This is a genomic window from Brevundimonas sp. (assembly GCF_036963785.1).
Taxonomy (GTDB): Bacteria; Pseudomonadota; Alphaproteobacteria; order Caulobacterales; family Caulobacteraceae; genus Brevundimonas.
Genome location: NZ_JBALUS010000004.1, coordinates 64,341 through 90,689 on the forward strand (window position 1 = coordinate 64,341; position 26,349 = coordinate 90,689).

26 protein-coding genes are annotated in these 26,349 nt (G+C 69.5%); 22 read left to right on the forward strand and 4 right to left on the reverse strand.

All coding sequences use genetic code 11. The features are described from left to right. Positions 1 to 10 precede the first annotated feature (10 nt). The 3 genes from V7672_RS10175 to V7672_RS10185 are packed head-to-tail and all read left to right on the forward strand — an operon-like array spanning position 11 to position 1,762. Positions 11 to 1,183, forward strand: coding sequence for a hypothetical protein (locus V7672_RS10175; RefSeq protein WP_335624485.1), 1,173 nt, complete (start codon positions 11 to 13; stop codon positions 1,181 to 1,183). Continuing rightward, complete coding sequence (locus V7672_RS10180) at positions 1,180 to 1,473, forward strand: hypothetical protein (protein WP_335624486.1); 294 nt, start codon at positions 1,180 to 1,182, stop codon at positions 1,471 to 1,473. Before V7672_RS10175 ends, V7672_RS10180 begins: the two co-directional genes overlap by 4 nt. Before the next feature lie 52 nt (positions 1,474 to 1,525). Then, positions 1,526 to 1,762: a fasciclin domain-containing protein gene (locus tag V7672_RS10185; RefSeq protein WP_335624487.1), complete on the forward strand. Its 237-nt coding sequence runs from the start codon at positions 1,526 to 1,528 to the stop codon at positions 1,760 to 1,762. Positions 1,763 to 1,933: 171 nt separating this feature from the next. Here V7672_RS10185 and V7672_RS10190 read toward each other — a convergent pair whose 3' ends face one another. Continuing rightward, entirely contained in the window at positions 1,934 to 2,362 is a 429-nt protein-coding gene (locus tag V7672_RS10190) for a hypothetical protein (protein ID WP_335624817.1), read from the reverse strand. 378 nt (positions 2,363 to 2,740) lie between these two features. Between V7672_RS10190 and V7672_RS10195 the strand changes: the two genes are divergently transcribed. The 18 genes from V7672_RS10195 to V7672_RS10280 all read left to right on the forward strand — a co-directional run bounded on the left by V7672_RS10195 (position 2,741) and on the right by V7672_RS10280 (position 20,937). Next, entirely contained in the window at positions 2,741 to 3,532 is a 792-nt protein-coding gene (locus V7672_RS10195) for a hypothetical protein (protein WP_335624488.1), read from the forward strand. 105 nt (positions 3,533 to 3,637) lie between these two features. Then, positions 3,638 to 4,033: a hypothetical protein gene (locus V7672_RS10200; RefSeq protein WP_335624489.1), complete on the forward strand. Its 396-nt coding sequence runs from the start codon at positions 3,638 to 3,640 to the stop codon at positions 4,031 to 4,033. A gap of 9 nt (positions 4,034 to 4,042) precedes the next feature. Next, positions 4,043 to 4,723, forward strand: a complete 681-nt coding sequence (locus V7672_RS10205) for a response regulator transcription factor (protein WP_322256481.1) — start codon at positions 4,043 to 4,045, stop codon at positions 4,721 to 4,723. Positions 4,724 to 4,806: 83 nt separating this feature from the next. Further along, positions 4,807 to 6,120, forward strand: coding sequence for a sensor histidine kinase (locus tag V7672_RS10210; RefSeq protein ID WP_335624818.1), 1,314 nt, complete (start codon positions 4,807 to 4,809; stop codon positions 6,118 to 6,120). Positions 6,121 to 6,221: 101 nt separating this feature from the next. Continuing rightward, entirely contained in the window at positions 6,222 to 7,586 is a 1,365-nt protein-coding gene (locus V7672_RS10215; RefSeq protein ID WP_335624490.1) for a hypothetical protein, read from the forward strand. 17 nt (positions 7,587 to 7,603) lie between these two features. Further along, positions 7,604 to 8,464, forward strand: coding sequence for a c-type cytochrome biogenesis protein CcmI (ccmI, locus tag V7672_RS10220; RefSeq protein ID WP_335624491.1), 861 nt, complete (start codon positions 7,604 to 7,606; stop codon positions 8,462 to 8,464). Continuing rightward, the gene (gene ccmE / locus V7672_RS10225) at positions 8,464 to 8,934 is read left to right on the forward strand and encodes a cytochrome c maturation protein CcmE (protein WP_335624492.1); all 471 of its coding nucleotides are present in this window, start codon (positions 8,464 to 8,466) and stop codon (positions 8,932 to 8,934) included. The genes ccmI and ccmE overlap by 1 nt, the downstream gene beginning before the upstream one ends. Beyond that, positions 8,931 to 10,937 carry a heme lyase CcmF/NrfE family subunit gene (locus V7672_RS10230; RefSeq protein ID WP_335624493.1) on the forward strand — a complete coding sequence of 669 codons (2,007 nt, stop codon included), beginning with the start codon at positions 8,931 to 8,933 and terminating at the stop codon, positions 10,935 to 10,937. Before ccmE ends, V7672_RS10230 begins: the two co-directional genes overlap by 4 nt. After that, the gene (locus V7672_RS10235) at positions 10,934 to 11,461 is read left to right on the forward strand and encodes a cytochrome c-type biogenesis protein (RefSeq protein ID WP_335624494.1); all 528 of its coding nucleotides are present in this window, start codon (positions 10,934 to 10,936) and stop codon (positions 11,459 to 11,461) included. Before V7672_RS10230 ends, V7672_RS10235 begins: the two co-directional genes overlap by 4 nt. A 118-nt stretch (positions 11,462 to 11,579) precedes the next feature. Further along, on the forward strand, positions 11,580 to 13,142 hold the full coding sequence (locus V7672_RS10240; protein ID WP_335624495.1) for a trypsin-like peptidase domain-containing protein: 1,563 nt from the start codon (positions 11,580 to 11,582) through the stop codon (positions 13,140 to 13,142). A 68-nt stretch (positions 13,143 to 13,210) separates the two neighbouring features. Beyond that, on the forward strand, positions 13,211 to 13,882 hold the full coding sequence (locus tag V7672_RS10245) for a response regulator transcription factor (RefSeq protein WP_123287814.1): 672 nt from the start codon (positions 13,211 to 13,213) through the stop codon (positions 13,880 to 13,882). A gap of 64 nt (positions 13,883 to 13,946) precedes the next feature. Further along, positions 13,947 to 14,348 carry an endonuclease domain-containing protein gene (locus tag V7672_RS10250; RefSeq protein ID WP_335624496.1) on the forward strand — a complete coding sequence of 134 codons (402 nt, stop codon included), beginning with the start codon at positions 13,947 to 13,949 and terminating at the stop codon, positions 14,346 to 14,348. Between the two features lie 3 nt (positions 14,349 to 14,351). Further along, positions 14,352 to 15,764 carry a sensor histidine kinase gene (locus V7672_RS10255; protein ID WP_335624497.1) on the forward strand — a complete coding sequence of 471 codons (1,413 nt, stop codon included), beginning with the start codon at positions 14,352 to 14,354 and terminating at the stop codon, positions 15,762 to 15,764. Then, positions 15,761 to 18,646, forward strand: a complete 2,886-nt coding sequence (locus V7672_RS10260) for a bifunctional [glutamine synthetase] adenylyltransferase/[glutamine synthetase]-adenylyl-L-tyrosine phosphorylase (RefSeq protein ID WP_335624498.1) — start codon at positions 15,761 to 15,763, stop codon at positions 18,644 to 18,646. The genes V7672_RS10255 and V7672_RS10260 overlap by 4 nt, the downstream gene beginning before the upstream one ends. A 64-nt stretch (positions 18,647 to 18,710) precedes the next feature. Beyond that, positions 18,711 to 19,346 carry an EF-hand domain-containing protein gene (locus V7672_RS10265; protein ID WP_335624499.1) on the forward strand — a complete coding sequence of 212 codons (636 nt, stop codon included), beginning with the start codon at positions 18,711 to 18,713 and terminating at the stop codon, positions 19,344 to 19,346. A 66-nt stretch (positions 19,347 to 19,412) separates the two neighbouring features. Beyond that, a complete protein-coding gene (locus V7672_RS10270; RefSeq protein WP_335624500.1) occupies positions 19,413 to 19,979 on the forward strand; it encodes an RNA polymerase sigma factor in 567 nt (188 codons plus the stop codon). Further along, a complete protein-coding gene (locus V7672_RS10275; protein WP_335624501.1) occupies positions 19,976 to 20,422 on the forward strand; it encodes a hypothetical protein in 447 nt (148 codons plus the stop codon). The genes V7672_RS10270 and V7672_RS10275 overlap by 4 nt, the downstream gene beginning before the upstream one ends. Further along, positions 20,419 to 20,937 carry a periplasmic heavy metal sensor gene (locus V7672_RS10280; RefSeq protein WP_335624502.1) on the forward strand — a complete coding sequence of 173 codons (519 nt, stop codon included), beginning with the start codon at positions 20,419 to 20,421 and terminating at the stop codon, positions 20,935 to 20,937. The genes V7672_RS10275 and V7672_RS10280 overlap by 4 nt, the downstream gene beginning before the upstream one ends. Positions 20,938 to 20,939: 2 nt before the next feature. Here V7672_RS10280 and V7672_RS10285 read toward each other — a convergent pair whose 3' ends face one another. Beyond that, positions 20,940 to 23,342 (reverse strand): sensor histidine kinase, encoded by a 2,403-nt coding sequence (locus V7672_RS10285; protein ID WP_335624503.1) that lies wholly within the window; start codon positions 23,340 to 23,342, stop codon positions 20,940 to 20,942. Positions 23,343 to 23,425: 83 nt separating this feature from the next. After that, entirely contained in the window at positions 23,426 to 24,055 is a 630-nt protein-coding gene (locus tag V7672_RS10290; RefSeq protein WP_335624504.1) for a hypothetical protein, read from the reverse strand. A gap of 129 nt (positions 24,056 to 24,184) precedes the next feature. On the opposite strand from V7672_RS10290, the gene amaB reads away from it, so the two are divergent. Beyond that, positions 24,185 to 25,690, forward strand: coding sequence for an L-piperidine-6-carboxylate dehydrogenase (gene amaB / locus V7672_RS10295; protein ID WP_335624505.1), 1,506 nt, complete (start codon positions 24,185 to 24,187; stop codon positions 25,688 to 25,690). Here the strand turns inward: amaB and V7672_RS10300 are convergent. Next, entirely contained in the window at positions 25,674 to 26,321 is a 648-nt protein-coding gene (locus tag V7672_RS10300; protein ID WP_335624506.1) for a DUF4126 domain-containing protein, read from the reverse strand. The genes amaB and V7672_RS10300 overlap by 17 nt on opposite strands. Positions 26,322 to 26,349: the final 28 nt, after the last annotated feature.

A 26,349-nucleotide genomic window follows, 5' to 3' on the forward strand; every position in this document is an offset into this window, starting at 1 on the left:
TGTTCGCCGCATGAGCTTGATAGCAATCATCGCGGCACTCTTCGCTTCACTGGGGGCGGGATCGGACGGACTCTCCGGATTTCCGGACAGCGATCCGGTCGTCGGAGACCGATACGAGATCATCGTCTCCTACGAAACGTCTCAACGGAGCAGCGATGGTTCGTCCGGCAGCTCGAGTGGGCGCAAGACGTTCGAAGAGCGTGTGATTGCCGTCAGCGATCTCGGCGTCGAGTTGGAGTTCGACCTTCCGGCAGCCTCAACTGACGAGGAGAGAGATCGGGTCTGGCAGTATCCGGCAAGGGTTCTCCAGCCGTCAGACGGTCCCATGCGCTTGCTTAACAGGCCGGACCTTGAGGTCCGCCTCGACCGCTGGCTGGCGGCTGCGGGATTGCCGAAGGCGGCATGCGGACAATGGATTTTCACCTGGACTGCGTTTCGCATCGAGTGCGACCCGGAGACCGTCGTGGACGACATCGAGGCCTTCGATCTCCGGTCCGCCGATATCCGTGAGGGGGCTCCCTATCGGCATCCGGGCGCTTTGGGCGCCGGCACGCTGACCCGGACATCGGAGGGTGCAGACGGGGCAACCTACGCTGTCAGGCTGGAGGTTGATGCCGATGCTGTGCGCAAGGCTCATGCGGAGAGTGACGTCGTCGTTGGCGAGATCATGCAGACGCCGGTGACGCTGGAGTCCGCGCTGATCGAGCGCTCGAAGGAGACAATTTCGGGCACGGTCGAAGTGGCTTTTGAGGTCGACGCGGTCGGGAGGCCGATCCGGCGAACGGTCATAACGACAATAGATACAGTCCACCCGGATGGCGTCTCCGAAACGGAAACGCAGCAGGTTCGCGTGGAGCGTCGGGCGATCGCCGGATCTGCTACCTCCTCGAAGCAGGAGCCACAGCCCGACGTCGTGGTCAGTGCCGAGGCCGCCTGCGCCTTGGCGACGGCACGGGTGACGGCGGCGCGGGGCCTGCCGCTCGGGCACGTTGCGTCGTGCGACCCGGTCCGGGCGGAAGACAGCCCGGTCGGCCACCATGTTCTGGGCCTCCGCGCGGTCTGTAATCAGGACCTGTGCGGCAGCACCCTGATGGGCTGGTTCGCTGTCGAGAAGGCCACGGGCGCGGTGTTCGAGTGGGATGTTGCCGAGTGGCAGCCGGGGCCGGAGGTGGGCGGGCGATGAACGATCGCAAGGGACGGTGGGGCTGGTTGGCGGCCTGTTTCCTTGTCGGTGTCTTATCCTCTGTCGCCGGGGCCGGATGGCTGCTGGCGGTGGATGGTCTGTTGCTGCCGGAGAGGGTGACGCTTGCCAGTTCGTTCGGAGTGGCTTTCGGCCTTCCGGTCTTGTTTGCCATGGTCTGGCCGGGGCGATCAGGGACCCGCCTGGAGGGAGGCGCGTTCGGCGTGGTCGGCAGCGGCCTTGGGATCTTCGGGCTCGCTATGCTCGTGGAGATGATGCACCAGGCCAGGTGAGTGGTGGCGAGCGTTGCGGGCGGAGACGACGCCTCGCCGAGGCGGCGCCCACTTGTCCCTCTATCGGCGAGTGGCCGGCCGCGTCCGGTTGCCGCACGGCGGGGTTTTTCGCATCCGGCGTTCGGCGGCCATCGAAACCCTGTCGGGTGATACGCTGACCGCGTCGCTGCGCGACGGCTCGGTCATCCTGACCGATGAGAACGGCGGCGTCGCCACGGTGACCCAGGCGGATATCCTCCAGTCGAACGGCGTCATCCACGTCACCGACGCCGTGTCCCTGCCGCAGTAATCCAGGCCGGGACTCTCTGCCCACGAAGAAGGGGCGCGATCCTTGCGGATCGCGCGCCCGTTCACCCACGAAGAAGGGGCGCGATCCTTGCGGATCGCGCCCCGGGGGCAGGCCCCTGCGAGGGGAGGGTGGGGCCTGCGGAGGCGGGCCTTTGGGGCGCCGCCTTATGGCTTAGCGATGGCCGCGGCCCCGGCGGTCGTCGCGATCGCGACGCTCGTAGCGGATGCGGGCTTCCAGGGCATCGAAACGACGATCGAGGTCCTGGCGTTCCCACCGGCTGAGGCCGTTGCGGCGATAGTTCGCCTCGAGCCGGGCCAGCTGGTTGAACTCGCGGCGCAGGCTGACGGCTTCACGGCGGGTCAGCTGGCCGTTGCGGACGCCCTGGTCGATGCGGCGGTCCAGCTGGCGCTGGCGCTGGTTGATCGACACCCAGTCGCGGTCATAGCGATCATTGCGGTCATAACCGTAGCCGGGGGCATAGGCGGGCGCATAGGCCGGGGCCCGCGTGGTGCCGATGCTGACGCTGAAGCTCTGTGCGGCGGCCGGCAGCGCAACCGAGGTGGCGGCCAGGGCGAGGGCGGGGATAAGCAGCTTCTTGATCATGGTCGTATCCTTTCAACGGTCGTCGTCCGGGGAGGCGACGTTGACTGCACAAAAGCAGGTCGCGGCTGAGCCCAAACTGAACAGGCCGTTTCAGGTTTGGTTCATCGGCATGACATCGGTGACAGGTGCGGCGGGGGCGGGTCCCGTGGATGCGTGGTTGCGCGGGCGTCGGGAACCTGACTAGGGTTCGCGGCAACCCGGTCAGCCGGGGCCGCTCGGGGGGAGCATCTGTCCAGTGCCTTGATGATCGGCGATGCGTCGCCGCCGGCCGACCCTGCGCGGGTTCGTCCGGAGAAGCCCTGGCATCGGGGGGCGCCCCGAGAGGCGTGGTATCCGGTGTGCCGTCAGGGTCGAGGGCGCGGGCTTCGCCAGGTGATGTTGCATGGCCATGCGCTGACGGTGGACCAGTCTGGCCCGTCGCCGGTGCTGGCCGGTGCGGACGCGGAGACCTGGCAGGCCACGGCCGCGCTGGGCATGGTCTGGGTGCGCCAGGCAGGGGCGGACGACGCCCGCGTGCCGCCGCTGCCCGCCGAAGACCTTGAAGCGGATATGGTGCAGGTCTGCTATTCCGTCGTGCGGGTGGCGACCGACTACGATCAGGCAGTGCTGGGGCTGGTCGATCCGGCCCATGTGCCGATGGTGCATAATTCGTGGTGGTGGCGGTCGGACCCGGTGCGCAAGGTCAAGACCAAACGATATACGCCCTCGCCGTATGGCTTTACGGCCGTGTCGTGCGACGCCTTCGCCTCGGCCCCCGTCTATGACCTGGTCGGACAGGACCGGTCGGTGTCGATCGAATTCCGCCTGCCGTCGGCGCGGGTGGAGACGGTGCGCAGCAAGGGCTTTCGCCTGTGCAATCTGACGACGGTCACGCCCGAGGTCGACGGGCGGATCACCCTGCGCAACCTGATCTTCTGCAACCAGCCGCTGCTGGTGCCGGCGCGGCCGGTGCTGTCGTGGCTGGGGCGGCGGTTCCTGTCGCAGGACGCGGTGATCCTCGAGACCCTGAACAGTGAGGCCGATACGGGACGCCCCCTGTTTGCCGGGCCCCCGGATCAGCCGTCCCTGTGGTACTATGCCTGCAAACGGGCGCTGCTCGAGGCGCAGGGGAGCGGTGCGGTCTTCGACAATCCGGTCGAGCCCTCGATCCTGAGGTGGCGAACCTGACGGGGGCCTGTTCCTTGCGAGGGAATCCGCTGGGCCGGAGGGGTGAAATGATTCTAGACTGGGCGTTCAGCCCCCGTTCAGAACGAGGCGCCTAAAGCCGCTGTCATGACCCGCACCGTGAAACATCATCTGACGACCGCCGCCGCCACCGGCCTCATGCTGGGGATGATGGCCTTCGGCGGCTCGGCCCTGGCCGCGCCCGTGTCGCCCTCCGTCGACACCCTTGCGAATGATCCGGCCTGGCTGGTTCAGGATCAGGATCCGCGGCGTCGCCCGGATCCCAACAGCCGACCGCAAGATCCCAGCCGCGAAAGCGTGGACGATCCGCGCCAACAGTATTCGCGCCGCGTCAGCGAGGCCGAGGCCCAGCGGATTGCCCAGTCGCGGGCAGGCGGGGCGCGCTATGTCGGCTATATGGGGATGCGAGGCCGTCAGCACGTGTTCCGGTTTGAAGAGCGTGACGGCCGGGTGTTCGATATCGGCGTCGCCGCCGAGAGATAAGGGGCCTTCATGCGTGTTCTGCTCGTCGAGGATGACGCCGATCTGTCGCGTCAGCTGAAGGCCGCCCTGGGCGATGCCGGCTATGCGGTCGATCATGCGCCCGACGGCGAGGAAGCGCATTTTCTGGGCGATACCGAACCCTATGATGTGGTTGTGCTGGACCTGGGCCTGCCCAAGATCGACGGCGTGTCGGTCCTGGAGCGCTGGCGCCGCGAGGGCAAGACCACGCCGGTGCTGATCCTGACGGCGCGCGGGGCCTGGTCCGACAAGGTGGCCGGGTTTGACGCGGGCGCCGACGACTATCTGACCAAGCCCTTCCACACCGAAGAACTGCTGGCGCGCCTGCGGGCCCTGCTGCGGCGCTCGGCCGGGATCGCCTCGGCGACCCTGTCGTGCGGCGGCCTGCGACTGGATCCGCGCGCAGCAAGGGCCAATGTGAACGGCGAACCGCTGCGCCTGACCAGTCTTGAATACCGGCTCTTGCACTATCTGATGATGCATCAGGGCCGGGTGATCAGCCGCACCGAATTGGTCGAGCATCTGTACGACCAGGACTTTGACCGCGATTCCAACACCATCGAGGTGTTCGTCGGCCGCTTGCGGAAGAAGATCGGCGCCGACCGGATCGAGACGGTGCGCGGGCTGGGCTATCGGCTGACGGCCCTGCCGGGCGAGTCCGAGGCCGCGTGACCTGGCAGGCCTGGGCCGGACAGGCCTTTGGACGCCCGGGACGGTCCCTGACCCGGCGGCTGATCTGGCTGGCCTCGGCCTGGATGGCGGTGGCGCTGGTGCTGACCGGCTGGATGCTGACCAGCCAGTATCAGGACTCCGCCCTGCGCCGCATGGGCTATGCCCTGGCCGAAACCATAGACGAGGTGGTGCTGGCGACGACCGTGGTCGGGGGCCGGGTCTCGGTCGCGGAAATTCAGGACTCGCGCACGCTCAGGCCCCTGTCGGGCAAATACTGGGTGGTCGGCGAGTTCGATGGCCGCGGCGGGATCCGCATTCTGGAGCGCTCGCCGTCGCTGGCGGGTGAGGACCTGTTGATCCCCGCCGACATGCCCGCCCGTCTGGAGCGGGGGCGGACGCTCAGTTACACGGCCATCGGCCCGGTCGACCGGCCGCTGCGGATCGCCGCCAGCGTCAAGCTGCTGCCGGGGCGCGAACAGCCGCTGGTGTTCATGGCCGGGATGGACCGGTCGGACATCGATGCCGACACCCGGGCCTTTGCCACCTTTACCTGGATCGCTCTGTTGATCCTCGGGCTGGGGCTGGTGGCGGCGGTGTTCATGCAGGTGCGGATCGGCCTGCGCCCGCTGTTCCTGCTGCGAAACGAGATCGCGGATGTGAGGAAGGGCCGCTCGGGCCGGATCGAGCGCACCTATCCGCTGGAAATCCAGCCGCTGGCCGAACAGGTCAACCGGCTGCTGGACCACAATACCGAAGTGGTGGAACGCCAGCGCACCCATGTCGGCAATCTGGCCCATGCGCTGAAGACCCCGCTGTCGGTGATGCTGGCCGAGGCCGAGGGCCGATCCGATCCGCTGGCCGAGGTCGTGACCCGCCAGAGCGGGGTGATGAAGGACCAGGTCGATCACCATCTGCGCCGCGCGCGCGCCGCAGCCCGCGCCCAGGGGCTGGGCGAGCGCACGCCGGTGGCCGAGGTGCTGGACGAGATGGCAGTGATGCTGGAGCGGGTGTTTGCGTCCAGGGACGTCGAGATCGACTGGCGCGCGCCCGACGATCTGATGTTCCGGGGCGAGCGGCAGGACCTGCAGGAGATCCTGGGCAATCTGATCGAGAACGCCTGCAAATGGGCGAAGCGCCGGGTGCGGGTCAGCGCCGGGGCGACCGGTCTGGGCCAGATGGTGGTCGTGGTCGAGGACGACGGCCCGGGCCTGGCAGAGGACCAGTGGGAAGCCGCCCTGAAACGCGGAACCCGGATGGACGAGGATGCGCCCGGATCGGGTCTGGGCCTGTCGATCGTCGACGATTTGACCAAGGCCTACAACGGGCGTGTGGCCCTCTCGCGCAGTGAGATGGGCGGGCTTAAGGCCGTGCTGGATTTACCCGCGACCGAGGGCTGAGCGCCCCGAATTCCAAGCCTGTAACCCTGTAACGCGGTGGACGGAATATTAACCTCAACCGCCCAGGCTTGGGGGGACGTGGTCCTCACGCGGAGCTCTGAATGGCGGGTCTGTCGGTCGCCCATCGCGCGGCCTTGGCGCATCTGATCACCCTGTGCCCTCCCGAACTGCTGGACGGGTTGCGGCGGGCTGTCCGCGGCTGGCCAGGCGACAAGGCCCAGGAACTGGGCGGCATGCTGAATGAGGTCGATCAGGAACGCCGCCGCTGCGAGCGCGCACTGGGGCCGCTGACGCCCATGTTCCGTGACCGGATGGACGGCGTCGAGGCGCTGACCTTTCCGGCACAGGTCTTGCCCCGGCTGTGGGCGGTGGCGCGCGAGAGCGAGCTGGACCTTCTGGCGCGGCTGGACCGCGACGGCCCCGAGGCATCGCTTGTCGGTGACCGGCTGTGCCTGGCCGCAGCGGCTGCGGTGCGCGATCGTCCAGAAGCTGTCTGGCCGACGGGTCTGTCGGCGGAAACGCGCGAGGCGGGACTGGAGGCGATGGCCAGCTGCCTCGACCTGGCCCATCTGGCGCGCAAGGCCCTGAAACATCTGGAGTCGTGGCTGGGCCGTCCCGATGCCGACAGTCTGGCGGAGCTGCGCCTGCTGATCCGGGATGCCGCGACCATCCATGAGGATGGCGCGCCGCGTCTGATCGACATCCTGTTCGCCCATCTGAGGGATGCGGCGCTGGTGCTGAGGCTGGTGACCCAGACCAGCGGATCGGCGGGCCGGGACGAGTTTCTCAGCGGGTCGGAAATGGCGGTGTTCGTCGAGCGATTGATCGCCGGGGTCGAGGTGCGGGCGGCACGGGTCGCCGCCTTCCGTCCCGGACCGGACGCCGGTCCCGAGGCCGAGGCGGCGCTGGAGGACATCCGCTGGTGCACGGCGACGCTGGGCGAGCTGGACGTCACCCTCGAGATGCAGCCCGGCAGCGTCTGGGGCAAGGATGTGCGCGAGGCCCGGCTGAAGGTGGCCCGGCGGCTGACGGAGACGATCCGGGGTGCGCCAAAGGTCGTCGAGGCCGCCCTGCCCATGATCCGCGCGCCGCTGGCCGGGCGCATGACCCGCAAGGTGCCCGACCTGAACAGCGATCCGGCCTCGCCTGCGCTGGCGACGGCCAAGGTACAGCTGCGGATGCTGGGCGCCCTGCGGCCCGCAGCGGCGGTGTTCGGTTGTGAGTCGGACCGCAAGCAGCAGGCGGATGCCCTGGTCGAGATGCTGAGCCGCTATGCCGAGGAGGGGTTCGACCTGATCCACGGGGGCGAGGCCGAGGATCTGGATCGGGCGCTGGCGCTGATGGAGGCGGTGGCGCGACTGCTGACCTATCTGGAGGCGCACGAGGCCGCCCGCACGGTGCGACGCCGCGCCGCTGCGACGATTCACGGCACTGCTGTGCGCGGGGCCTCGCCCGAGGCCGCCTGATCGGCTAAACGCCGGGCATGCTGATCTTCTGGACCCTGACGGGACTGGCCTGTGCGCTTGCCGGGCTGCTGATCCTGAGCGCCGCCGGTGCGGCCGGGGGCGCCGCTGTGCCGGATGCGGAGGCGGACGAGGTCGCCCGGGGCCGTGCGCTGGCCCGTGACCTTGAGGAGCTGGAGCGGATGGCGGCGCGCGGCGTCCTGGCCGGGACCGAGCTGGAGACGGCACGGGCCGAGGTGGCGCGTCGGCATCTGGAAGCGGACGCCAGCGTTTCTGCCCCCGTCGTCGATGCTACGGCACGGCTGCGTCAGGCGCGTTGGGTGTTGGCCGGGACGGGGGCGACGGCCCTGGTGGCGCTGGCCATCTACATGGGCGTGGGCAGCCCCGGGGTGGCGGATCAGCCCTATGCCCGGCGGGTAGCGGAATGGGCCGAGACGCCCGGCATGCTGGATGCCCCGAAGCTGGCCGCCGTGATGGAGCGGGAAGCCGCGACCCAGCCTGACAATTTCGAGGCCCAGGCCCTGTTGGGGGCGGCGCGGTTCGAGGCGGGTGATCCGATCGGCGCAGCGTCGGCCCTGCGCCGGGCAGCGATGCTTCGGCCCGACGATGCCCGGACCTGGGCACGGCTGGGGGAGGCGCTGGTGCAGACCCAGGAGGGCGAGGTCGGGACCGATGCCGAAATGGCCTTTATGCGGGCGCTGGAGCTGGACCCCGGCCAGTTGGGCGCGCGCTACTTCCTCGGTGAACTGGCGCTTCAGCGCGGCGAGGCGGCCCGGGTGCATGAGCTGTGGGGCCCGCTGATCGCGGCGCTGTCGCCGACCGATCCGCGCCGGATCGACCTGGAATCGCGCCTTCCGCCGCTGTCGGGGGGAGAAGGCTGATGGGTTGGATGCCGAAATCGCCGAAGGCCCGCAGGCGGGTGTGGGTGGTGATGGCCGCCGCCCCGGTGCTGGCCGTGGCTGTGGGACTGAGCCTGTGGGCCATGCAGGATACGGTGACCTTCTTCGTCTCGCCATCCGAGGCCACGGTCGAGGCCGCACCTCCCGGTCGGGCCATGCGGCTGGGCGGTCTGGTCGAGGCGGGCAGTGTCGAACACGATCCGGGCGGTCAGGTGCGCTTCCGCGTGACCGACAATGCGGCCTCGACGCTGGTTATCTATGAGGGCGACTTGCCGGACCTGTTCAAGGAGGAGCAGGGCGTGGTGGTCGAGGGCGAGTTCCGCGCCGACCGTACCTTTGTTGCGCGTCAGGTGCTGGCCAAGCACGACGAGACCTATATGCCGCGCGAGGTGGCCGAGCGGCTGAAGGAACGCGGCGAGTGGCGCCCTGAAGCGGGCGGGGTTCAGCCGTGATCGTCGAACTGGGGGCCTTTGCCCTGTGTCTGGCCCTGGCGCTGAGCGGACTGCAGGTTGCGGCCTCGGTCGCGGGGCGTCTGCGCGCCAGCCCGGTGCTGACAGGGGCCGGGGAGGGTGCCGGCCTGGCTGCCTTCCTGGCCGTGGCCCTGGCCTTTGGCGTGCTGATCCATGCCTTTGTCGTCTCGGACTTTTCGGTCTCGAACGTGGCGCTCAACAGCCATACCGACAAGCCGATGCTCTACAAGGTGGCCGGCGCCTGGGGCAGCCACGAAGGCTCGCTGCTGCTGTGGTGTCTGGTGCTGACGGGCTTTGGTGCGCTGCTGGGCCGCGCGCGGACGGGTGAAGCCGGCCTGCCGTTCGGGCTGAAGGCGGTAGCTGTGGCCGTGCAGGGCGGGCTGGGCGCGCTGTTCCTGGCCTTTGTCCTGTTTACCTCCAACCCGTTCGTGCGGCTGACACCGGTGCCGGTCGAAGGCGCGTCGCTGAACCCGCTGCTGCAGGACCCGGCGCTCGCCATCCATCCGCCGCTGCTCTACGGCGGCTATGTCGGCCTGTCGGTCTGTTTCTCGCTGGCGGTGGCGGCCCTGATCGAGGGACGGCCGGGGGCGGGCTTCTGGCCGGCCTGGGGACGCTGGATCCGGCCGTGGGCCCTGGCCAGCTGGGCCCTGCTGACCGCCGGCATCGCGCTGGGCAGTTTCTGGGCCTATTACGAACTGGGCTGGGGCGGCTGGTGGTTCTGGGACCCGGTCGAGAACGCCAGCTTCATGCCCTGGCTGGCGGCGGCAGCCCTGTTGCACAGTGCGGTGGTGACCGAGCGGCGCGGGGCGCTGATCGGCTGGACGGTGTTCCTGGCGCTGGTGGCCTTTTCCCTGTCGATGCTGGGCGCGTTTCTGGTGCGGTCGGGCGTGCTGACCAGTGTCCACGCCTTTGCCGTCGATCCCGAGCGGGGGCTGATGCTGCTGGGCATTCTGGGGCTGGCGGCGGGGGCGGCCTTTACCCTGTTCGCGCTCCGGGCCGGGCAGCTGACGGGCAAGACCCTGTTTGCGCCCATCAGCCGAGAGGGCGCGCTGGTGGTCAACAATCTGTTCCTGTCGGTGGCGGCGGCGACCGTGTTGGTCGGGACGCTGTATCCGCTGGTGCTTGAGGCAGCCGGCGGGGCGACGATTTCGGTCGGACCGCCCTATTTTGCCGTGACGTTCACGCCGCTGATGGCCATGGCGCTGATCATCCTGCCGATGGGGCCGCTGCTGGGCTGGAAGCGCGGCGACCTGATCGGGGCGTTGCAGAGGCTGGCGTGGGCGGCGGGGCTGTCGCTGGTGTTCGCCCTCGTCGTCTGGGGCGTGTTCCAGCCGCGTCAGGCGCTGACGGGGGCCGGTCTGGCGCTGGGGGCCTGGCTGGTTCTGGGGGCGCTGGCCGAACTGGCCGAGCGCATCCACCTGTTCGGCAAGCGCACACCGGGCGAGCTGGGGCGGCGCACCCGCGCCCTGCCGCTGGCGGCCTGGGGCATGACGGCGGCACACGCCGGGCTGGGCCTGTTCGTGCTGGGCGCGGTGGTCGAGACCGGGCTGAAGGTCGAGGTGTCCCGCCCGCTCGAGATCGGCCAGACGATCGCCGCCGGGCCGTATCAGGCGACGCTGCGCTCGGTCGAGATCATCGAGGGCCCCAACTATCTGGCCGAAAGTGCCACGCTGGAGGTCGAGCCGCTGGGCGGCGGGCGGCCCGAGACCGTGCGGGCCGAAAAGCGCTTCTTCCCGGCCGGGGGGCAGACCACTACCGAGGTGGGCCTCAGTTTCCACGGGCTGGACGATGTCTATCTGGTGCTGGGCGAGCGGCGGCTGAGCGACAGCGGCGAGCGGGCCTGGACGGTGCGGATGAACTGGAACCCATGGGCGCGGCTGATCTTCCTCGGGCCGGCACTGATGGCGCTGGGCGGGCTGCTGTCGCTGCTGGACCGGCGGCTGCGGACCGTCGACACGACCCGGCGCAGAAGGTCTCCGGCATGAGGCGGCTGCTGATCCTTGCGATGATGCTGGGACTGGCGGGCCCGGCGCTGGCGCAGGAGCCGCCGGCCGCCCCCGACCGTCCGCTGGCCAATGCGGAGCAGGAGGCGAGGGCACAGGCCCTGTTCGAGGACATCCGCTGCGTCGTCTGTCAGCACGAGTCGATCGCCGATTCGCCGGCGGGCGTCGCGTCCGACATGCGGCGCTGGGTGCGCGACCGGATCGCCGAGGGCCAGACCGATGCCGAGGTCCGTGACGGACTGGTGGCGCGCTATGGCGACTATGTGCTGTTCACCCCGCCGGTTCGGCCGGGCACCCTGCTGCTGTGGGGCCTGCCGCTGGTACTGGTGCTGGGCGGGGCGGGGGTGCTGGTCTGGTTCGCGCGCAGGCCGACCGACCGGGGCGAGCCGGAGGCCGATCTGACGGCGGCGGAACGAACACGGGTCGACAATCTTCTCAAGGCGGCAAGAACCGGCCCCGAAGATGACGCAACTTCGCCGTCAAAAACACGCGACGGGACGCCCTGATGCCCGCCCTCACCAAGGCTGTCGTATCGCGGCGATTGGTGATCGGGGATAAGGGCCTATATCGTCACGGAAACGCCGGTCCGATTTCGGACGGCGCGGTCGATCGAACAGGAACCGGATGTTGAAGCGCAAGGAGTTCATCATAGGCGCGGCCGCAGGGCTGCTGGTGGCGGTCGTCGCCACGGCAGGCGGTCTGATTCGCTGGCCCGGCATGGACGGCAGCCTGCTGTCGGTCAGCGGCCCGATCACGCCGTCGGCGGGTGCGCCGGACGCTGCCTTTGGTCCGCCGCCCGGTGCGCCGGTCAGCTTTGCCGACATCTTTACCCAGGTGGCCCCGGCGGTCGTGCAGATCGATGTGCGGACGCGTGTGCCGCGCCAGGCGGAAACCTTCCAGATTCCCGGCCTGCCGTTCGAGTTCGAGGGGCCGCAGGGTGAGGGCGAGAGCCCCGAGGGCGAGACCACCCTCGGTGCGGGCTCCGGCTTCTTCATCTCGGCGGACGGCTATATCGTCACCAACAACCATGTGATCGCCAATGCCGAGGAGATCACTGTCCGGCTGGCCGACAATCGCGAGCTGCCCGCGCGTCTGGTGGGGCGCGACGAGAGCACGGACCTGGCGGTCATCAAGGTCGATGGCGGACGCTTTCCCTATGTCAGTTTCGAGGAATCGGCCGAGCCGCGCGTCGGCGACTGGGTGATCGCGGTCGGTAATCCGTTCGGCCTGGGGGGCACGGCGACGGCGGGCATCGTCTCGGCCAAGTCGCGCGACCTGCAGGACGTGTCCAGCAACTATGTCGATTACATCCAGATCGACGCCGCCATCAACCGGGGCAATTCCGGCGGGCCGACCTTTGACATCTATGGCCGGGTGATCGGCGTCAACACGGCCATCTTCTCGCCGACCGGCGGCTCGATCGGCATCGGCTTTGCCATTCCGGCCAATACCGCCAAGACCATCACCGACCGGCTGATGCGCGGCGAGCAGATCGAGCGCGGCTATCTGGGCGTGACCATCGCCGATCTGGACCCGTTCCGCGAGGCCATGGGGCTGGAGGCCAGCATCGCCGGTGCACTGATCAATGACGTCACGGCCGGTGGGCCGGCGGCGCGCGGGGGCCTGCGTCCCGGTGACATCGTCGTCGAGCTGGACGATGCCCCGGTGTCGGGCGCGACCGACCTGACCCGTCGGGTCGGGGCCGCCGAGGTCGGCGACACGATCGAGGTCGTGGTGCTGCGCGGCGAGCGGCGACTGGTGGCCCGGGTGCGGGCGGCCAAACGTCCGTCGCAGTCGGAGCTGGCGGCCCTGCAGACGCCCGGGCGCCGCCCGGTGCCCGAGGCCAGCCCCGGTCAGGCCCTGGCCGGTCTGACCCTGGCGCCGATGACACCCGAACTGCGCGCAAAGTACGACATCCCGGCCGGCGTCAACGGCGTGGTCGTTGTGGCCGAGGCGCAACTGGGGCCGACCCGCTTCGTGCCGGGCGTCGTCATTCTGCAGGCGGGCCTGAGCCCGGTCCGCAGCATTGCCGACATCCAGGCCGAGATCGCCCGGGCCCGGGCGGCGGGCCGCGACGAGTTTTTCGTTCTGGCCTGGTCGCCGGACGGGAACGGTGCGGTCCTGCTGGATGTGCCGTCCCGACCGGCGGCTCAACCCCAGTCCCGGACCCCGGCGACGAAGCAGTAAGAAAACCGGCCGGGATCGGCTATTATTCGAGACGAATCCCGCAGATGCGGGAACGAAGGGAGAGGGCAATGCGCATTCTGGTGGTCGAGGACGACGCCGAAGCGGCGACGGCAATGGTTCGGGGGCTGACCGAGGCAGGGCACGATGTTGTCCATGCCGTGGACGGGGCCTTTGGCCTGCTGGAGGCGCAGAAGGGCGGCTATGACGTCTATGTCGTCGACCGGATGATGCCGCGCCTGGACGGGGTCGGCATGGTCGAGACGGTGCGCAAGAACGGCGATCAGACGCCGGTGCTGTTCCTGTCGGCGCTGGGCGAGGTCGAGGACCGGGTGACGGGCCTGCAGGCCGGGGCCGATGACTATCTGGTCAAACCCTATGCCTTTGCCGAGTTGATCGCGCGGGTCGAGGCCCTGTCGCGGCGGCGCGAGACCGGATCGGTTGCGACCGTGCTCAAGGTCGGCGATCTGGAGATGAACCTGATCAGCCGCGATGTGACCCGCGCCGGTCAGGAGATCGACCTTCAGCCGCGCGAGTTCCAGCTGCTGGAGTTCATGATGCGCCACGCCGGCCAGTCGGTGACCCGCACCATGCTGCTGGAGAAGGTCTGGGAATACCATTTCGACCCCCAGACCAATGTCATCGACGTCCACATCAGCCGCCTGCGCTCCAAGATCGACAAGGGCTTCGACAAGGCCATGCTGCAGACCGTGCGTGGCGCGGGATACCGGCTGGAGGCGTGAAGGAATTCTCCCTCCCCTTTATGGGGAGGGAAGACGGCGAAGCCGTCAGGGTGGGGAGGCGTCCATGTCAGGAAAGATTGAACGCGCTCGCGAAATGCGAAAGACCCTGTCCCCACCGGAGGCGCGAATGTGGTCCCGACTCAAGATGCTGAGAAAGCAAGGCTTTCGTTTTCGTCGGCAAGCGCCGTTCAGAGGGTATTTCCTCGATTTCGTGTGCTTCAAACACCACCTTGTCATCGAAGTTGATGGAAGGGTTCATGGCGAAGAGGAGCAGGCGCGCCACGACCGTATCCGGGATGGTGTGTTGAGCTGCGAGGGCTTCACGACGCTTCGTTTCGACAACGCCTCCATCCGCGACAATGTCGATGGCGTAATGGACTGTATTCTTGATCAACTGAATGACTCCCCCACCCTGGTGTCGCTTCGCGCCACCTTCCCTCCCCATAAAGGGGAGGGAGAGAGTTAAGCCGTGAAGCTCCCCTCGCTCTTCCGGCGGACGCCGTTCCGGCTGACGCTGCTGTTTCTGGCGCTGTTCGCGACGGCGGCAGCGGCGGTGCTGGCGTGGGTCTATGTGGCCTCGGCCAATGAGGCGCGGCTGAGGGCCGAGGAGGCGGTGCGCACCGAGGTCACCACCCTGACCGGCATTTATGATGCGCGGGGCTTTGATGCGCTGAACATGGCGGTCATCGACCGCACCCTGACCCGCGACAACTTCCTGTATCTGCTGATCGACGCCGACGGGAACCGGGTGACAGGCAGCCTCAATGTCTCGCCCATCCAGGACTATGAGGGCGGCACCGTCTGGCACACCTTTCCGATAACCGACACCCTGCCTGACGGGCGGGTGGTGCGGCCCCAGTCGCGCGGGGTGCAGATGACCCTGCGCGGCGGCGAGCAGCTGTTCGTCGGCCAGTCGTTGGGCGATACCGAAGCCTATCTGGGCCGGCTGACCCAGGCCCTGTGGGGGGCGATGGGGATCGTCGTGCTGCTGGGCCTGATCGGCGGCCTGCTGGTCAGCCGCAATCTGGAGCGGGCCATGGGCCGGCTGAACCGGACCGTGCTGGCCGTGCAGGACGGCGACCTGAAGGCCCGGGTGGCGGTGCGCGGCTCGGGCGACGAGTTGGACGAGCTGGGTCAGGGGCTGAACGGCATGCTGGACCGGCTGGAGGCCTCCATGGCCTCGATCCGCCATGCGGGGGACGCCATCGCCCACGACCTGCGCTCGCCCCTGACGCGGATGCGGGCCAAGCTGGAGGTGGCGCTGATCGATGCCGAGGCGGGCAAGGTCAGTGGCCCCGAGGCGCTGGAACTGGCCCTGTCGGAAGCCGACGACCTGCTCAAGACCTTCAACACCGTGCTGGCCATCGCCCGACTGCAGGCGGCGGCGGGGTCGGGCAATATTCCGGACGCCAAACGTTTTGACGCGGCGGATCTGGCCGCCGATCTGGCCGAGCTTTACGAGCCCGCCGGCGAGGACAAGGGGCTGGAGTTCTCGGCCGAGATCGAGCGCGGGCTGGAGATCATCGGCAACCGGCCCTTCCTGACCCAGGCGCTGGCCAACATCATCGACAATGCCATCAAATATACGCCCGCAGGCGGGGCGGTGAAGCTGCGCGCCCGGCGGCGGTCGTCCGGCGAGATTGAATTCTCGGTGACCGACACCGGGCCGGGCGTGCCCGAGGAAGACCGCGAACGGGTGATCGAGCGCTTCGTGCGCCTGGACAACAGCCGCACCGAGCCGGGCTCGGGCCTGGGTCTGGCGCTGGTCGGCGCAGTGATGGAGGCCCACAATGGTCGCATCCAGCTGGATGAGGGGCCGGGGGTCTATAACGGCCACGGGCCGGGCCTGAGGGTGGCGCTGGTGCTGGCCCCGGCGCCATGACGGCGGTTCCGGGCGAGGCCCTGGCCGACCGGATCCGCCCCTGCGGGCCGACGCTGGAGGCGCCGGGGCTGGAAACGCTGAAAGCGCAGTTGGTGGAGGCGGGGCTGGGGCCGTCGCTGGACACCGCCTGGCCGTCGCTGGCCCCGGTGTTTGCGGCCTCGCCCTATCTGGCGTCGCTGGCCCGGCGGCGGCCCGAGGCGCTCGGCGACATGCTGAAGGTCAGCCCCGAGGCGACCCTCGCCGACATCCTGATGCGGACCGGGGCCCTGACCGGCGGCACGGACGAGATGAAGCGCCCCCTGCGGCAGGCCAAGGCCGACCTGCACCTGCTGACGGCGCTGGCCGATCTGGGCGGGGTCTGGGATCTGGGGGCGGTGACCGGCGCCCTGTCGCGCTTTGCCGATGCCACGTCACAGGCGGCGCTGCGTGCGGTGGCGCATGATCTACGCGAGCGGGGGCGGCTGATCTCTGACCCTGACCCTGACAATCCGGTCCCCGGCCTGTTCGGTCTGGCCATGGGCAAGCACGGCGCGCTGGAGCTGAACTATTCCAGCGATATCGATATCTCGCTCTTCTACGACCCCGAGCGGCTGGCCGGGGCGCTGGCCGAGGGTGTCGAGATGCAGCGCACGGTCGACCGGGCGGCCCAGGCCTTTGCCGCCCTGCTGACCGAGCGCACCGGCGACGGCTATGTGTTCCGGGTGGACCTGCGGCTGCGGCCCGATCCGTCCTCGACCCCGCCGGTCGTGGCTGTGCCCATGGCGCTGGATTACTATGAGGGCGTCGGCCAGAACTGGGAGCGGGCGGCCTTCATCAAGGCGCGCGCCATGCTGGGGGACCGGGAGGCGGGGCGCGAATTCCTCGAGGCGCTGGTGCCGTTCGTCTGGCGCCGCAGCCTCGACTATCAGGCCATTCTGGATGTGCAGGCGATCAAGCGGCAGATCCATGTGCACAAGACCGGCGAGGGGCTGGAGGCGGCCGGCGCCAATCTGAAACTGGGCCGGGGCGGCATCCGCGAGATCGAATTCTATGCCCAGACCCAGCAGCTGATCCTGGGCGGACGCAACCCGGCGCTGCGCCTGCCGGCGACCCTGCCCGCGCTGGAGGCCCTGACCCGCGCGGGTCATGTGCCCGAGGCGACGCGCGCCGCCCTGAGCCAGGCCTATGTGCGGCTGCGCGGGCTGGAGCACAGGGTGCAGATGCTGGCCGACGAACAGACCCATGCCCTGCCGGTCGATGACGTGCGGCGGCGCGCGGTCGCGGCCCTGTCGGGCGAGGCCGATCTGGCGGCGTTCGACGCCTCGGTCGAGGCCCTGCTGGCCGAGGTCAACCACTTGTACGGCGACCTGTTCGAGGGCGAGGAATCGCTGTCGTCAGACTATGGCAGCCTGGTTTTCACCGGGGTTGAAAGCGATCCCGAGACTCTGGCCACGCTGGAGCGGATGGGGTTTGCCGAGCCGGCCCCGGTCTCGGACATGATCCGCAGTTGGCACCACGGACGCATCCCCGCGACCCGCAGCGCGCGGGGGCGTGAGCTGTTCACCCGGCTGGCGCCGCGCCTGCTGGAGGCCCTGGCCGCGACCGGGGCGCCGGATCAGGCCTTTCGCCGGTTCGCGGTCTTCTTTTCCGGCCTGTCGGCAGGCGTGCAGATCCAGGCCCTGTTCCTGAACCAGCCGACCCTGTTCGATCTGGTGGTGCGGGTGATGGCCTGGGCGCCGCGGCTGGCGCGGGCGCTGGGACGCGATCCGGCGGCGCTGGACAGTATGCTGGATACCCGGTTCCAGACCCCGCTGGATGCCGACACCGGGGTCGCCGATCAGATGCGCGCCGAGGCCGCGGCAGCCGAGGATTTTGAGTCCGCCATGGATGCGGTACGGCGTCTGCACCGCGACCAGCGGTTCCGCATCGGCCTGCAGACCCTGACGGGACGGGCCGACGTCGAGGCGGCGGGGCGGGCCTATACGGTGTTGGCCGATGCCTCGATCCAGGCGCTGGCGCAGGCGGCGGTGGCCGAGGTGACCCGCCAGTCGGGCCGCATCGACGGATCGGTGGCCGTGGTGGCGCTGGGCAAGGCCGGCTCGCGCGAGATGACGGCGGCCTCCGACCTCGACCTGATCACCGTGCATGAGGCCCCCGCCGACGCCGTGTCGGAAGGGCGGGGCCTGCCGCCCGAGACCTGGTACGGCCGCTTCACCCAGAGGCTGATCGCGGCCCTGTCGGCCCATACCAGCCAGGGGGGCCTCTATGAGGTCGACATGCGACTTCGGCCTTCGGGCTCCAAGGGGCCGTTGTCGGTCAAGCTGGCGCGGCTGACCGACTATTATGCGAGCGAGGCTGACACCTGGGAGTTCATGGTCCTGACCCGGGCGCGGGTGGTGTGGTCCAGCGATCCGGCCTTTGGGGCGCGCATCGCGGCCGTGCTCGAGGATGTGGTCCGGGCCCATGGGCGGTCGCCCGGGACGCTGGCCCATGATGTACGGGCCATGCGCGACCGGATGATGCGCGACCTGCCGTCCGGCGGCTTCTGGGACCTGAAGCGGGTCGCGGGCGGGCTGGTCGATGCCGAGTTCGTGGCCCAGTACCGGCAGCTGCTGCGCGCCGCAGGCGGCGAGGCCCTGACCGTCTCGACGCTGGAGGCGCTGGCCGACGATCCCGACCTGGCCGAGGCCTGGCGCACGCAACAGGGGATCGCCCAGATCTTCGCCTGTTCCTTCAATGAAAAGCCGGTGCCCGAAGAGGAACCGGCCGGCCTGCAGGCGCGGCTGGCCGAGGTCGGCGGACAGGGCGATCTGGCGGGACTGAAGGACCATCTGTCGGCGCTGCGCGCGCGAGCCCGGGCGCGGTTCGAGATCGTGCTTCCACCGGTCGCGACGGAATCCTGAGGGCCCCTGCGTTAGACGGACTGGACAAGGGGACGTCCGATCTGACGATCAAGGAGAAAGACCCATGAGAAAATCTATCTGGATCGGCGGCGCAGCCGCTGTGGCGCTGGCGGTGTCCGCCGGCGTGGGCGTGGCCCAGCAGGCGCCTTCGCAGGATCCTGGCCGCCAGGATCGCGGTATGGCCCGTGTCGATGCGGACGGTGACGGTCGCATCAGCCAGGCCGAGTTCGTGGCCGGGCGTGTCTCGCGCCTGACCGAGGTCGATGCCAATGGCGACGGCACGGTGACCCCCGAGGAAATGGCCGCCGCCCGTGAGGCCCGTCAGGCCGAGCGTGCCGACACCCGCTTCGCCCGTATGGATGCGGACGGCAACGGCGCCGTGACGCGGGCGGAATATGATGCGGCACGCGAAGCCCGCGGCGAGCGTCGCGCCGAACGCGGTGATCGGGGCCCTCGTCGCGGTATGCGTGGCCCGGGCCGTTGTCATCGCATGGGCGGCGAAGGCGGGCGCGGCGAACGCGGCCCGGTGGTGATCGCCGAGGCCGAGACACGCATGGCCGAGGGCTTTGCCCGCATGGACGCGAACGGCGACGGCTATGTCACCGCCGAGGAGCGTCAGGGGGCCCGTCAGGGCATGCGGGAAGAGCGCCGTGAACGCCGTCAGGAACGTCGCTCGCAGGCGGCGGCCTCTTCGGAGTAGGGTGAATGTCGGGCGAGGCGATCCGGGATCGACGGCCCTCAGTCTTTTGCGAGACAGGACAACCGTTTGCCCGTGATCGCCGACCCCGATCAGGAACTGGTGGCCCGAGTGGCCCGGGGCGACCCGGAGGCCATCCAGGCCCTGGTTTCCGCCAAGCTGCCGCGCATGATGGCGCTGGCAGGACGGCTGCTGGGCGACCCGGTCGAGGCCGAGGATGTGGCGCAGGAAACCCTGCTGAGGGCCTGGAAACAGGCCCCGCGCTGGAGACCCGGCAAGGCGAAATTCGACACCTGGTTGCACCGGGTGGCCATGAACCTCTGCTACGACCGGCTGCGGAAACGGCGCGAGATCGCCACCGACGCCGTGCCCGAGCAGGTGGAAGACGGCGCGGCGCCGGACCGCGGTCTGCTGGCGCGGGATGTGGGGGTGAGGGTCGATGCGGCCCTGCAGGCCCTGCCCGAGCGGCAGCGCGAGGCCGTGGTGCTGTGCCATTACCAGGAGCTCGGCAATATCGAGGCCGCCGGGATCATGGGTGTGAGTATCGAGGCTCTGGAAAGCCTGCTGTCGCGAGGACGGCGGGCGTTGCGGTCGGCGCTGTCCGACCTCAGCCCGACCTCTGAAGGAGAGAGATGATGAAGGCCGAACGCTTTCAGGCGATCGTCGAGGCCTATGGGGCCGATCCCGCCCGCTGGCCCGAGGCCGAGCGTGACGCGGCGCTGGGCTATGCCGGTCAGGCCGGTGAGGCGGCCCGGGCCGTTCTGGCCGAGGCGCGGGCGCTAGACGCCGGTCTGGCCGTTCATGCGGCGCCACTGCCGGATGCGGCGGCCTTTGCCCGGGCGCTGAAGGGGGCCGGGGCGGCGCTGACGCCTGCGCCGCGCGGCCCGTCGCTGCGCTTGCCGAGCTTCAGGCTGGACCGGTTCCGGCTGGCCTCGGGGGCCGGGCTGATGGCCGCGGCCTGTGCCGGGGTGATGTTCGGTGTGACCCTGACCGACCGGCTGACCGCCGATGTGCAGGCCGATGCCGTGCTCTATCAGGCGACCCTGAGCGGGATCGACGATACGGAGGTGCTGGGATGAGCGCACGTGCGATGAAGATCGGTCTGATCGTTCTGGCCGTGATCAATGTGTTTGCCCTGGCGGCCGTGGCCACCATGGCCGTGTCGCTGAACCGGATCGAAAGCCGGGTCGAGGACCAGCGCCGGCCAGGGCGCAGCGGGAGCAGTCCCTGGCAGGCGGTCGGGGCGCTGTCGCCCGAGACCCAGGCGCGCGTCCGCACCACGCTGCGCGAGTCGGCCCTGTCTGCCCGCCCCGATTTCGAGGAGGCGCGCACCGCGCGCAAGGCCGCGCTCAGCCGGGCGCTGGAAACCCCCTATGACGGCGAGGCGGTGCGGACGCTGCTGGCCACGTCGCGTGAGGCGGAACTGCGCGGCCGGGCCCGGATCGAGGACGATACGACCGCCCTGCTGGCGACCCTGACGCCGGAGGAACGTGCCGCCGTGGCGCCCCTGCTGTCGCGCCATGGTCCCCGCGGCCGGGGCGGGCGGGATCGCGGAGATCGCGGCGAGCGGCGCGAGCCCCCACCCGCTGAATAGGGTCAGGCCGCTTCGCGCTCTCCGGTGGCCTCGGCCTGGGCGGGCGGTACCAGCGGCAGGGTGAAGGCGACGGTGGTGCCCTGACCGGGTTCGCTGTCGATCCACATTTCGCCGCCGTGCAGCTCGATCAGGGATTTGGTCAGGGCGAGGCCCAGGCCGGTGCCCTGGGTGGTCTTGGAGTGCTGGCCCTCGACCTGTTCGAAGGGCCGCGCCAGCCGGGCGACATCCTCGGCGGCGATGCCGATGCCGGTGTCGGTGACGGCGATCTGGATCAGGCCGGTGTCGGTCTGGCGCGCCTCGATCCGGATCTGGCCGCCCTCGGGCGTGAATTTCACGGCATTGGAGATCAGGTTCAGCATGACCTGTTTCAGACCGCGATGGTCGGCCTGCATCTCGGGCAGGGTGTCGGGCGCGTCCAGCGTCAGGGTCAAGCCCGCTTCCTCGACCCTGCCGCGCATCAGCCGGGCCGCATCCTCGCAGATGTCGTGCACCGAGACGGCCTCGTAATAGAGGGTCATCTTGCCCGACTCGATCTTGGCCATGTCGAGGATGTCGTTGATCAGGCTGAGCAGATGCTGGCCGGACTTCAGGATGTCGGCGGAGTAGCCCTTGTAGCGGGGGTCGCCCAGCGGGCCGAACATCTCGGCCGTCATGATTTCCGAGAAGCCGTTGATGGCATTCAGCGGGGTACGCAGTTCGTGGCTCATATTGGCCAGGAATTCGGACTTGGCCTGGTTGGCGGCCTCGGCCCGGGTCATGGCGATCTCGTACTTGCGGGCCAGAAGGCTGAGCTTCTCCTGGCTGGCCTCCAGCTTCTCGACCATGGCGCGCAGGGAGTCGGCGGCGCGCTGGCGCTCGGCCTCCTGACGCTTGATGGCGGTGATCTCGGCGGCGGTGACGACCGTGCCGCCGTCGGCGGTGAACCGCTCGACCAGCTGCAGCCAGCGGCCGTCGTTGAGCTCGACCTCGCGCGCGCCGCTGCGACCGCCGGCGGCCGGATGCTCGGCCCGGATGGCCAGGGCGGCGATGCGGTTCAGATCGTCCTTCTTCGCGCCCCGACGGACCATGCCGGGCTCAAAGCCGAAAGTATCGACAAAGGCCTGGTTCCACAGGATCAGCCGGTCGGCCCGGTCGAACAGGACAAAGGCGTCCGAGACGCTTTCGATGCCGTCGCGCAGGCGGCTTTCGGCGGACTGGGCCTGGGCCTTGGCGCGGCGCTCCTCGGTGATGTCCAGCGCCACGCCGAGGATAACCGAAAAGCCGCTCTCGCTGCGCGCGCCGCGCGACTGGCCACGCGCATCGATCCAGCGGGGGCGACCGTTGACGTCGGGAACGGGGAAGCTGGCCTCGAACGCGCCGAAGGTCGCCGCCTGACGCAGGGCGTGCATCAGGGCGTCGCGGTAGTCGGGATGAACCCGCTCGATGAAGGCTGCGGCCGGGATCGGGCCCGCCTGCTCAACGCCCATCATGACGGCCATATAGTCGGAGAGGATCACTTCCTCGCGCTCGAGGTCCCACTCCCAGACGCCGCAGCGCGCGCCCTCGACCGCGATGCGGAAGCGGCGCTCGGTCTCGGCCCATTCGCGACCGGCGCGGGCCGAGCGGGCCTGTTGCAGCAGCACGGCCAGCAGCACCAGCACGCCCACCAGCAGCGGCGCCATCAGCACCCAGGCATCGTCGAGCAGGGCGGTCGCCCCGACGGCATCGGGGCGCGCCCCGACGACCAGCAGGCCCGTATCCCCGACGGGCAGGGCCACCCGGCGGAAGCTGGGCCCCTCGTCCGGCAGGACGGCGTGAATGCGACCGTCGGCCTCGGGCGCCGCTCCGGTCAGACCCATCCAGAGCGAGGTCTGGTCCGCCGACTGGCCACCGGCGCCGATCACCGTCCGGCCGACGCGCAGGGCCAGGACGCCATTCTCGGGGGCGACCGCAGCCGGGGGCAGGGGAATCCGGGCCACGGCGTCGCGCCCATCCGCCGTGGTGCGGCGGATCAGCAGGGCCCGTCCGTCAGCATCGGCGATCGGTGCTGCATCACGGGCGGGAAGGGGACGAAAGGCCCCGCTGGGGGCGCCGCGTGCAATCTCGATCTGGCCCGCCGCATTGAGGAAGGCGACGGCCATGTCGGCGGGCAGGTCGCCACTGGCCCCGGCCAGGGCCAGTTCAGCCGTGCGGATGCCCAGCAGGGTGTCGGAGGCCAGCCGCCCGGCCTCGGCGACCATGGCCTGATCGCGCAACTGGTCGGAATCGCGCACGGGCTGGGCCATTTCGCGACCGAACAGCAGGACGTAGCTGGCGACGCCGAGGGCGACGACCAGTACAAGCACCCTCGCCCATGCGGGTGCGGCGCGACCGCGATCCGCCTTGCGGCGTCCCGTCGGATTGATGCGTCGCTCGCTGGCGCGCAATCGTCTTCTCCCGGCCCGATGTGTCGTCGAAGCGGGAATCTAGGCTGCGTCGCCTTGCGGTGTCGAGGTGCCGAATACCGGTGTCAGGCCGCCTGTGTCGCGCGGGACTCGGTCGGCGCATCGGGGAGCGGCTCGGACCGGCTTGAGATCCGGGTCGTCGGCTGCTCGGTGACCGGGGCCGCCGTGGTGACCTCGGCCACGTTGCGCACGAGGTCGCGGGCGGCCTCGGCCAGGCGGCGCATCTCGGGCGGGGCGTCATCGGGCGCGTCGGCCACGGCCGTGACCATGGCCTCGGCCAGCGCGAACAGGCGCGGCGCGGCAGCAATCAGGCGGGCCTGATACTCGATACGTTCGGGATCCCGGTCATACTCGGCCCCCGGCACGCGCCAGCCGCCCCAGTCCTGCGGATCGGTGACCACGACCGGATAGGTGCCGGGAAAGGGATGGTGCGGACAATCTTCGGCCGTCTGCCATTTGTTGCGGGCCCGCAGCAGGCGCCAACGCGCATCGCCCTCGGACACGGCCACGGGGTCCTCGACGGCCACCGCCAGTTCCTGGGCCAGGAATTCGCGGCCCAGACCGACGTCATAGGTGACCCGCACAGGCTCATCGAACCCCTTGGCCCAGACCGGCTGGACCTGTTCGATACGGGCCCAGACGCCGACGCACTCGACCCAGACCTTTTGACCCTTCTGGAATTGTGCGCGCGCCATCAGACCCTCCTTCGGTCCCTGCAGTATCGGGCGCGGGCGTTAGCACCCGGTTGGGAAACGGGGTGAAGCAAGGGTGAACGCGCTCGGGATTCGGGCTAAGCGGTGCCCGAACGGATGGAGAGGCACACCATGACATCGACGGCGAACGACCTGCGGGACACCCTGACGCGACTGGGCGTGCGGCCTGAATGGGCTGACACGGGTGCGACCGCCCGCTCGCCGGTCGACGGGTCGGAGGCGGGCGCCCTCGCTGCGGCGACGCCGGATGCGGTCGACGCCGCGATTGCCAAGGCCACGGAGGCCTTTGTCGCATGGCGTCAGGTGCCCGCACCGCGTCGGGGCGAACTGGTGCGCCTGCTGGGCGAGGAGCTGCGAACCGCCAAGGACGATCTGGCCCGGCTGGTGACGCTGGAGGCGGGCAAGATCACCTCCGAGGGTCTCGGCGAGGTGCAGGAGATGATCGATGTCTGCGACTTTGCCGTGGGCCTGTCGCGCCAGCTGTACGGCCTGACCATGCCCAGCGAGCGCCCCGGCCACCATATGCGCGAAACCTGGCAGCCGCTGGGGCCGGTGGCGGTGATCACGGCCTTCAACTTTCCGGTGGCGGTCTGGGCGTGGAATGCGGCGCTGGCGCTGGTGTGCGGCGATCCGGTGATCTGGAAGCCCTCGGACAAGACCTCGCTGGTGGCGCTGGCGGTACGGGCCGTGTTCGACAAGGCCGCCGCCCGCTTTGGCGCGGAGGCGCCCGAGGGGCTTAATCAGGTGCTGGTCGGCGGGGCCGAGGTGGGCCAGGCGCTGGCCCGCGATCCGCGTATTCCGCTGATCTCGGCGACCGGCTCGACCCGGATGGGCAAGGCGGTGGCGGTCGATGTGGCCGGGCGGCTGGGCCGATCGCTGCTGGAGCTGGGCGGCAACAACGCCATGATCGTGACCGAAACCGCCGATCTGGACATGGCCGTGCGCGCCATCGCCTTTTCCGCGGTCGGCACCTGTGGTCAGCGCTGCACCTCCCTGCGCCGCCTGCTGGTCCATGAGGACGTGGCCGAGGGGCTGATCGCGCGGCTGAAGGCGGCCTATGAGACCCTGCCGGTCGGCGATCCGCGCGAGCCTGGCACGCTTGTGGGGCCGTTGATCGACGAGGCCTCGGCCGAAGCGATGGCGGCGGCGCTTCAACAGGCGGTGGCCGAGGGCGGCGAGGTGGTCACCGGCGGCCAGCGGCTGGACCGTGACGGAGCCTATGTCCGGCCCGCGATCGTGCGTATGCCGCAGCAGAGCGCCATCGTCCGGCACGAGACCTTCGGCCCGATCCTGTACGTCATGACCTGGCGCGATCTGGATCAGGCCATAGCGATGCAGAATGCGGTGCCACAGGGGCTGTCCAGCTGCATCTTCACCGACCGGCTGCGCGAGGCCGAGACCTTCCTGTCGGCCTGGGGCTCGGACTGCGGCATTGCCAACGTCAACATCGGCCCGTCGGGCGCCGAGATCGGCGGGGCCTTCGGAGGCGAAAAGGACACCGGCGGCGGCCGCGAGAGCGGCTCGGACGCGTGGAAGGCCTATATGCGGCGCCAGACCCAGACGGTGAATTTCTCGACCAGTCTGCCGCTGGCGCAGGGCGTCAGGTTCGACGTCTAGCCGACAGTTCCGGCATGGCGGTGGGAGCATTGCCCTTGCGCCAGTGGTTGTAGACCGCTCGCAGCACCAGAAAGCCGATCAGCACCACGACCGGGATCAGCAGCGGCATCAGGAAGGCGATCAGCACCGTGCCGACGCTCACCACATCGTCGACGACGCTGAGAAACGGATTGGCCATGCCGGCGGTGGACAGGGTCGAGGCCGCGCGCGTACCGCCCTGGGCCGCGCCGAAGGCCAGGGCCGTGGGGGCGCCGACGATGATACCCGCGATGGCCGCTGCGGTCGGATCAAGGCCCGCGAACATCGACCCGGCGACCATTGCCCCCGCGACCGGCCGTGCGATCAGGCCGACCGCATGCAGGGCATTGTCGAGCACGGGCACCTTGTCCGAGACGATCTCGATGACGGTCGCCAGACCGAGGGCGGCAATGGCCGTGTTGGAGGTCATCCACAGCATGCCGTCGTTCAGCTCGATGCCGAACAGCTGGAACCGCGCCGCCAGCGCTGCCATGAACAGCGGCACGAAGATGCGCAGGCCCGAGGCCGCCGCCAGCCCCAGCGCCAGCAGCACCGGCAGGACCCAGGTCTCCATGATGCCGGAGACGGGCAGGGCGGACATCATGTCAGGCATGGGCAATCCTCCGGGAAGCGGTCACTGT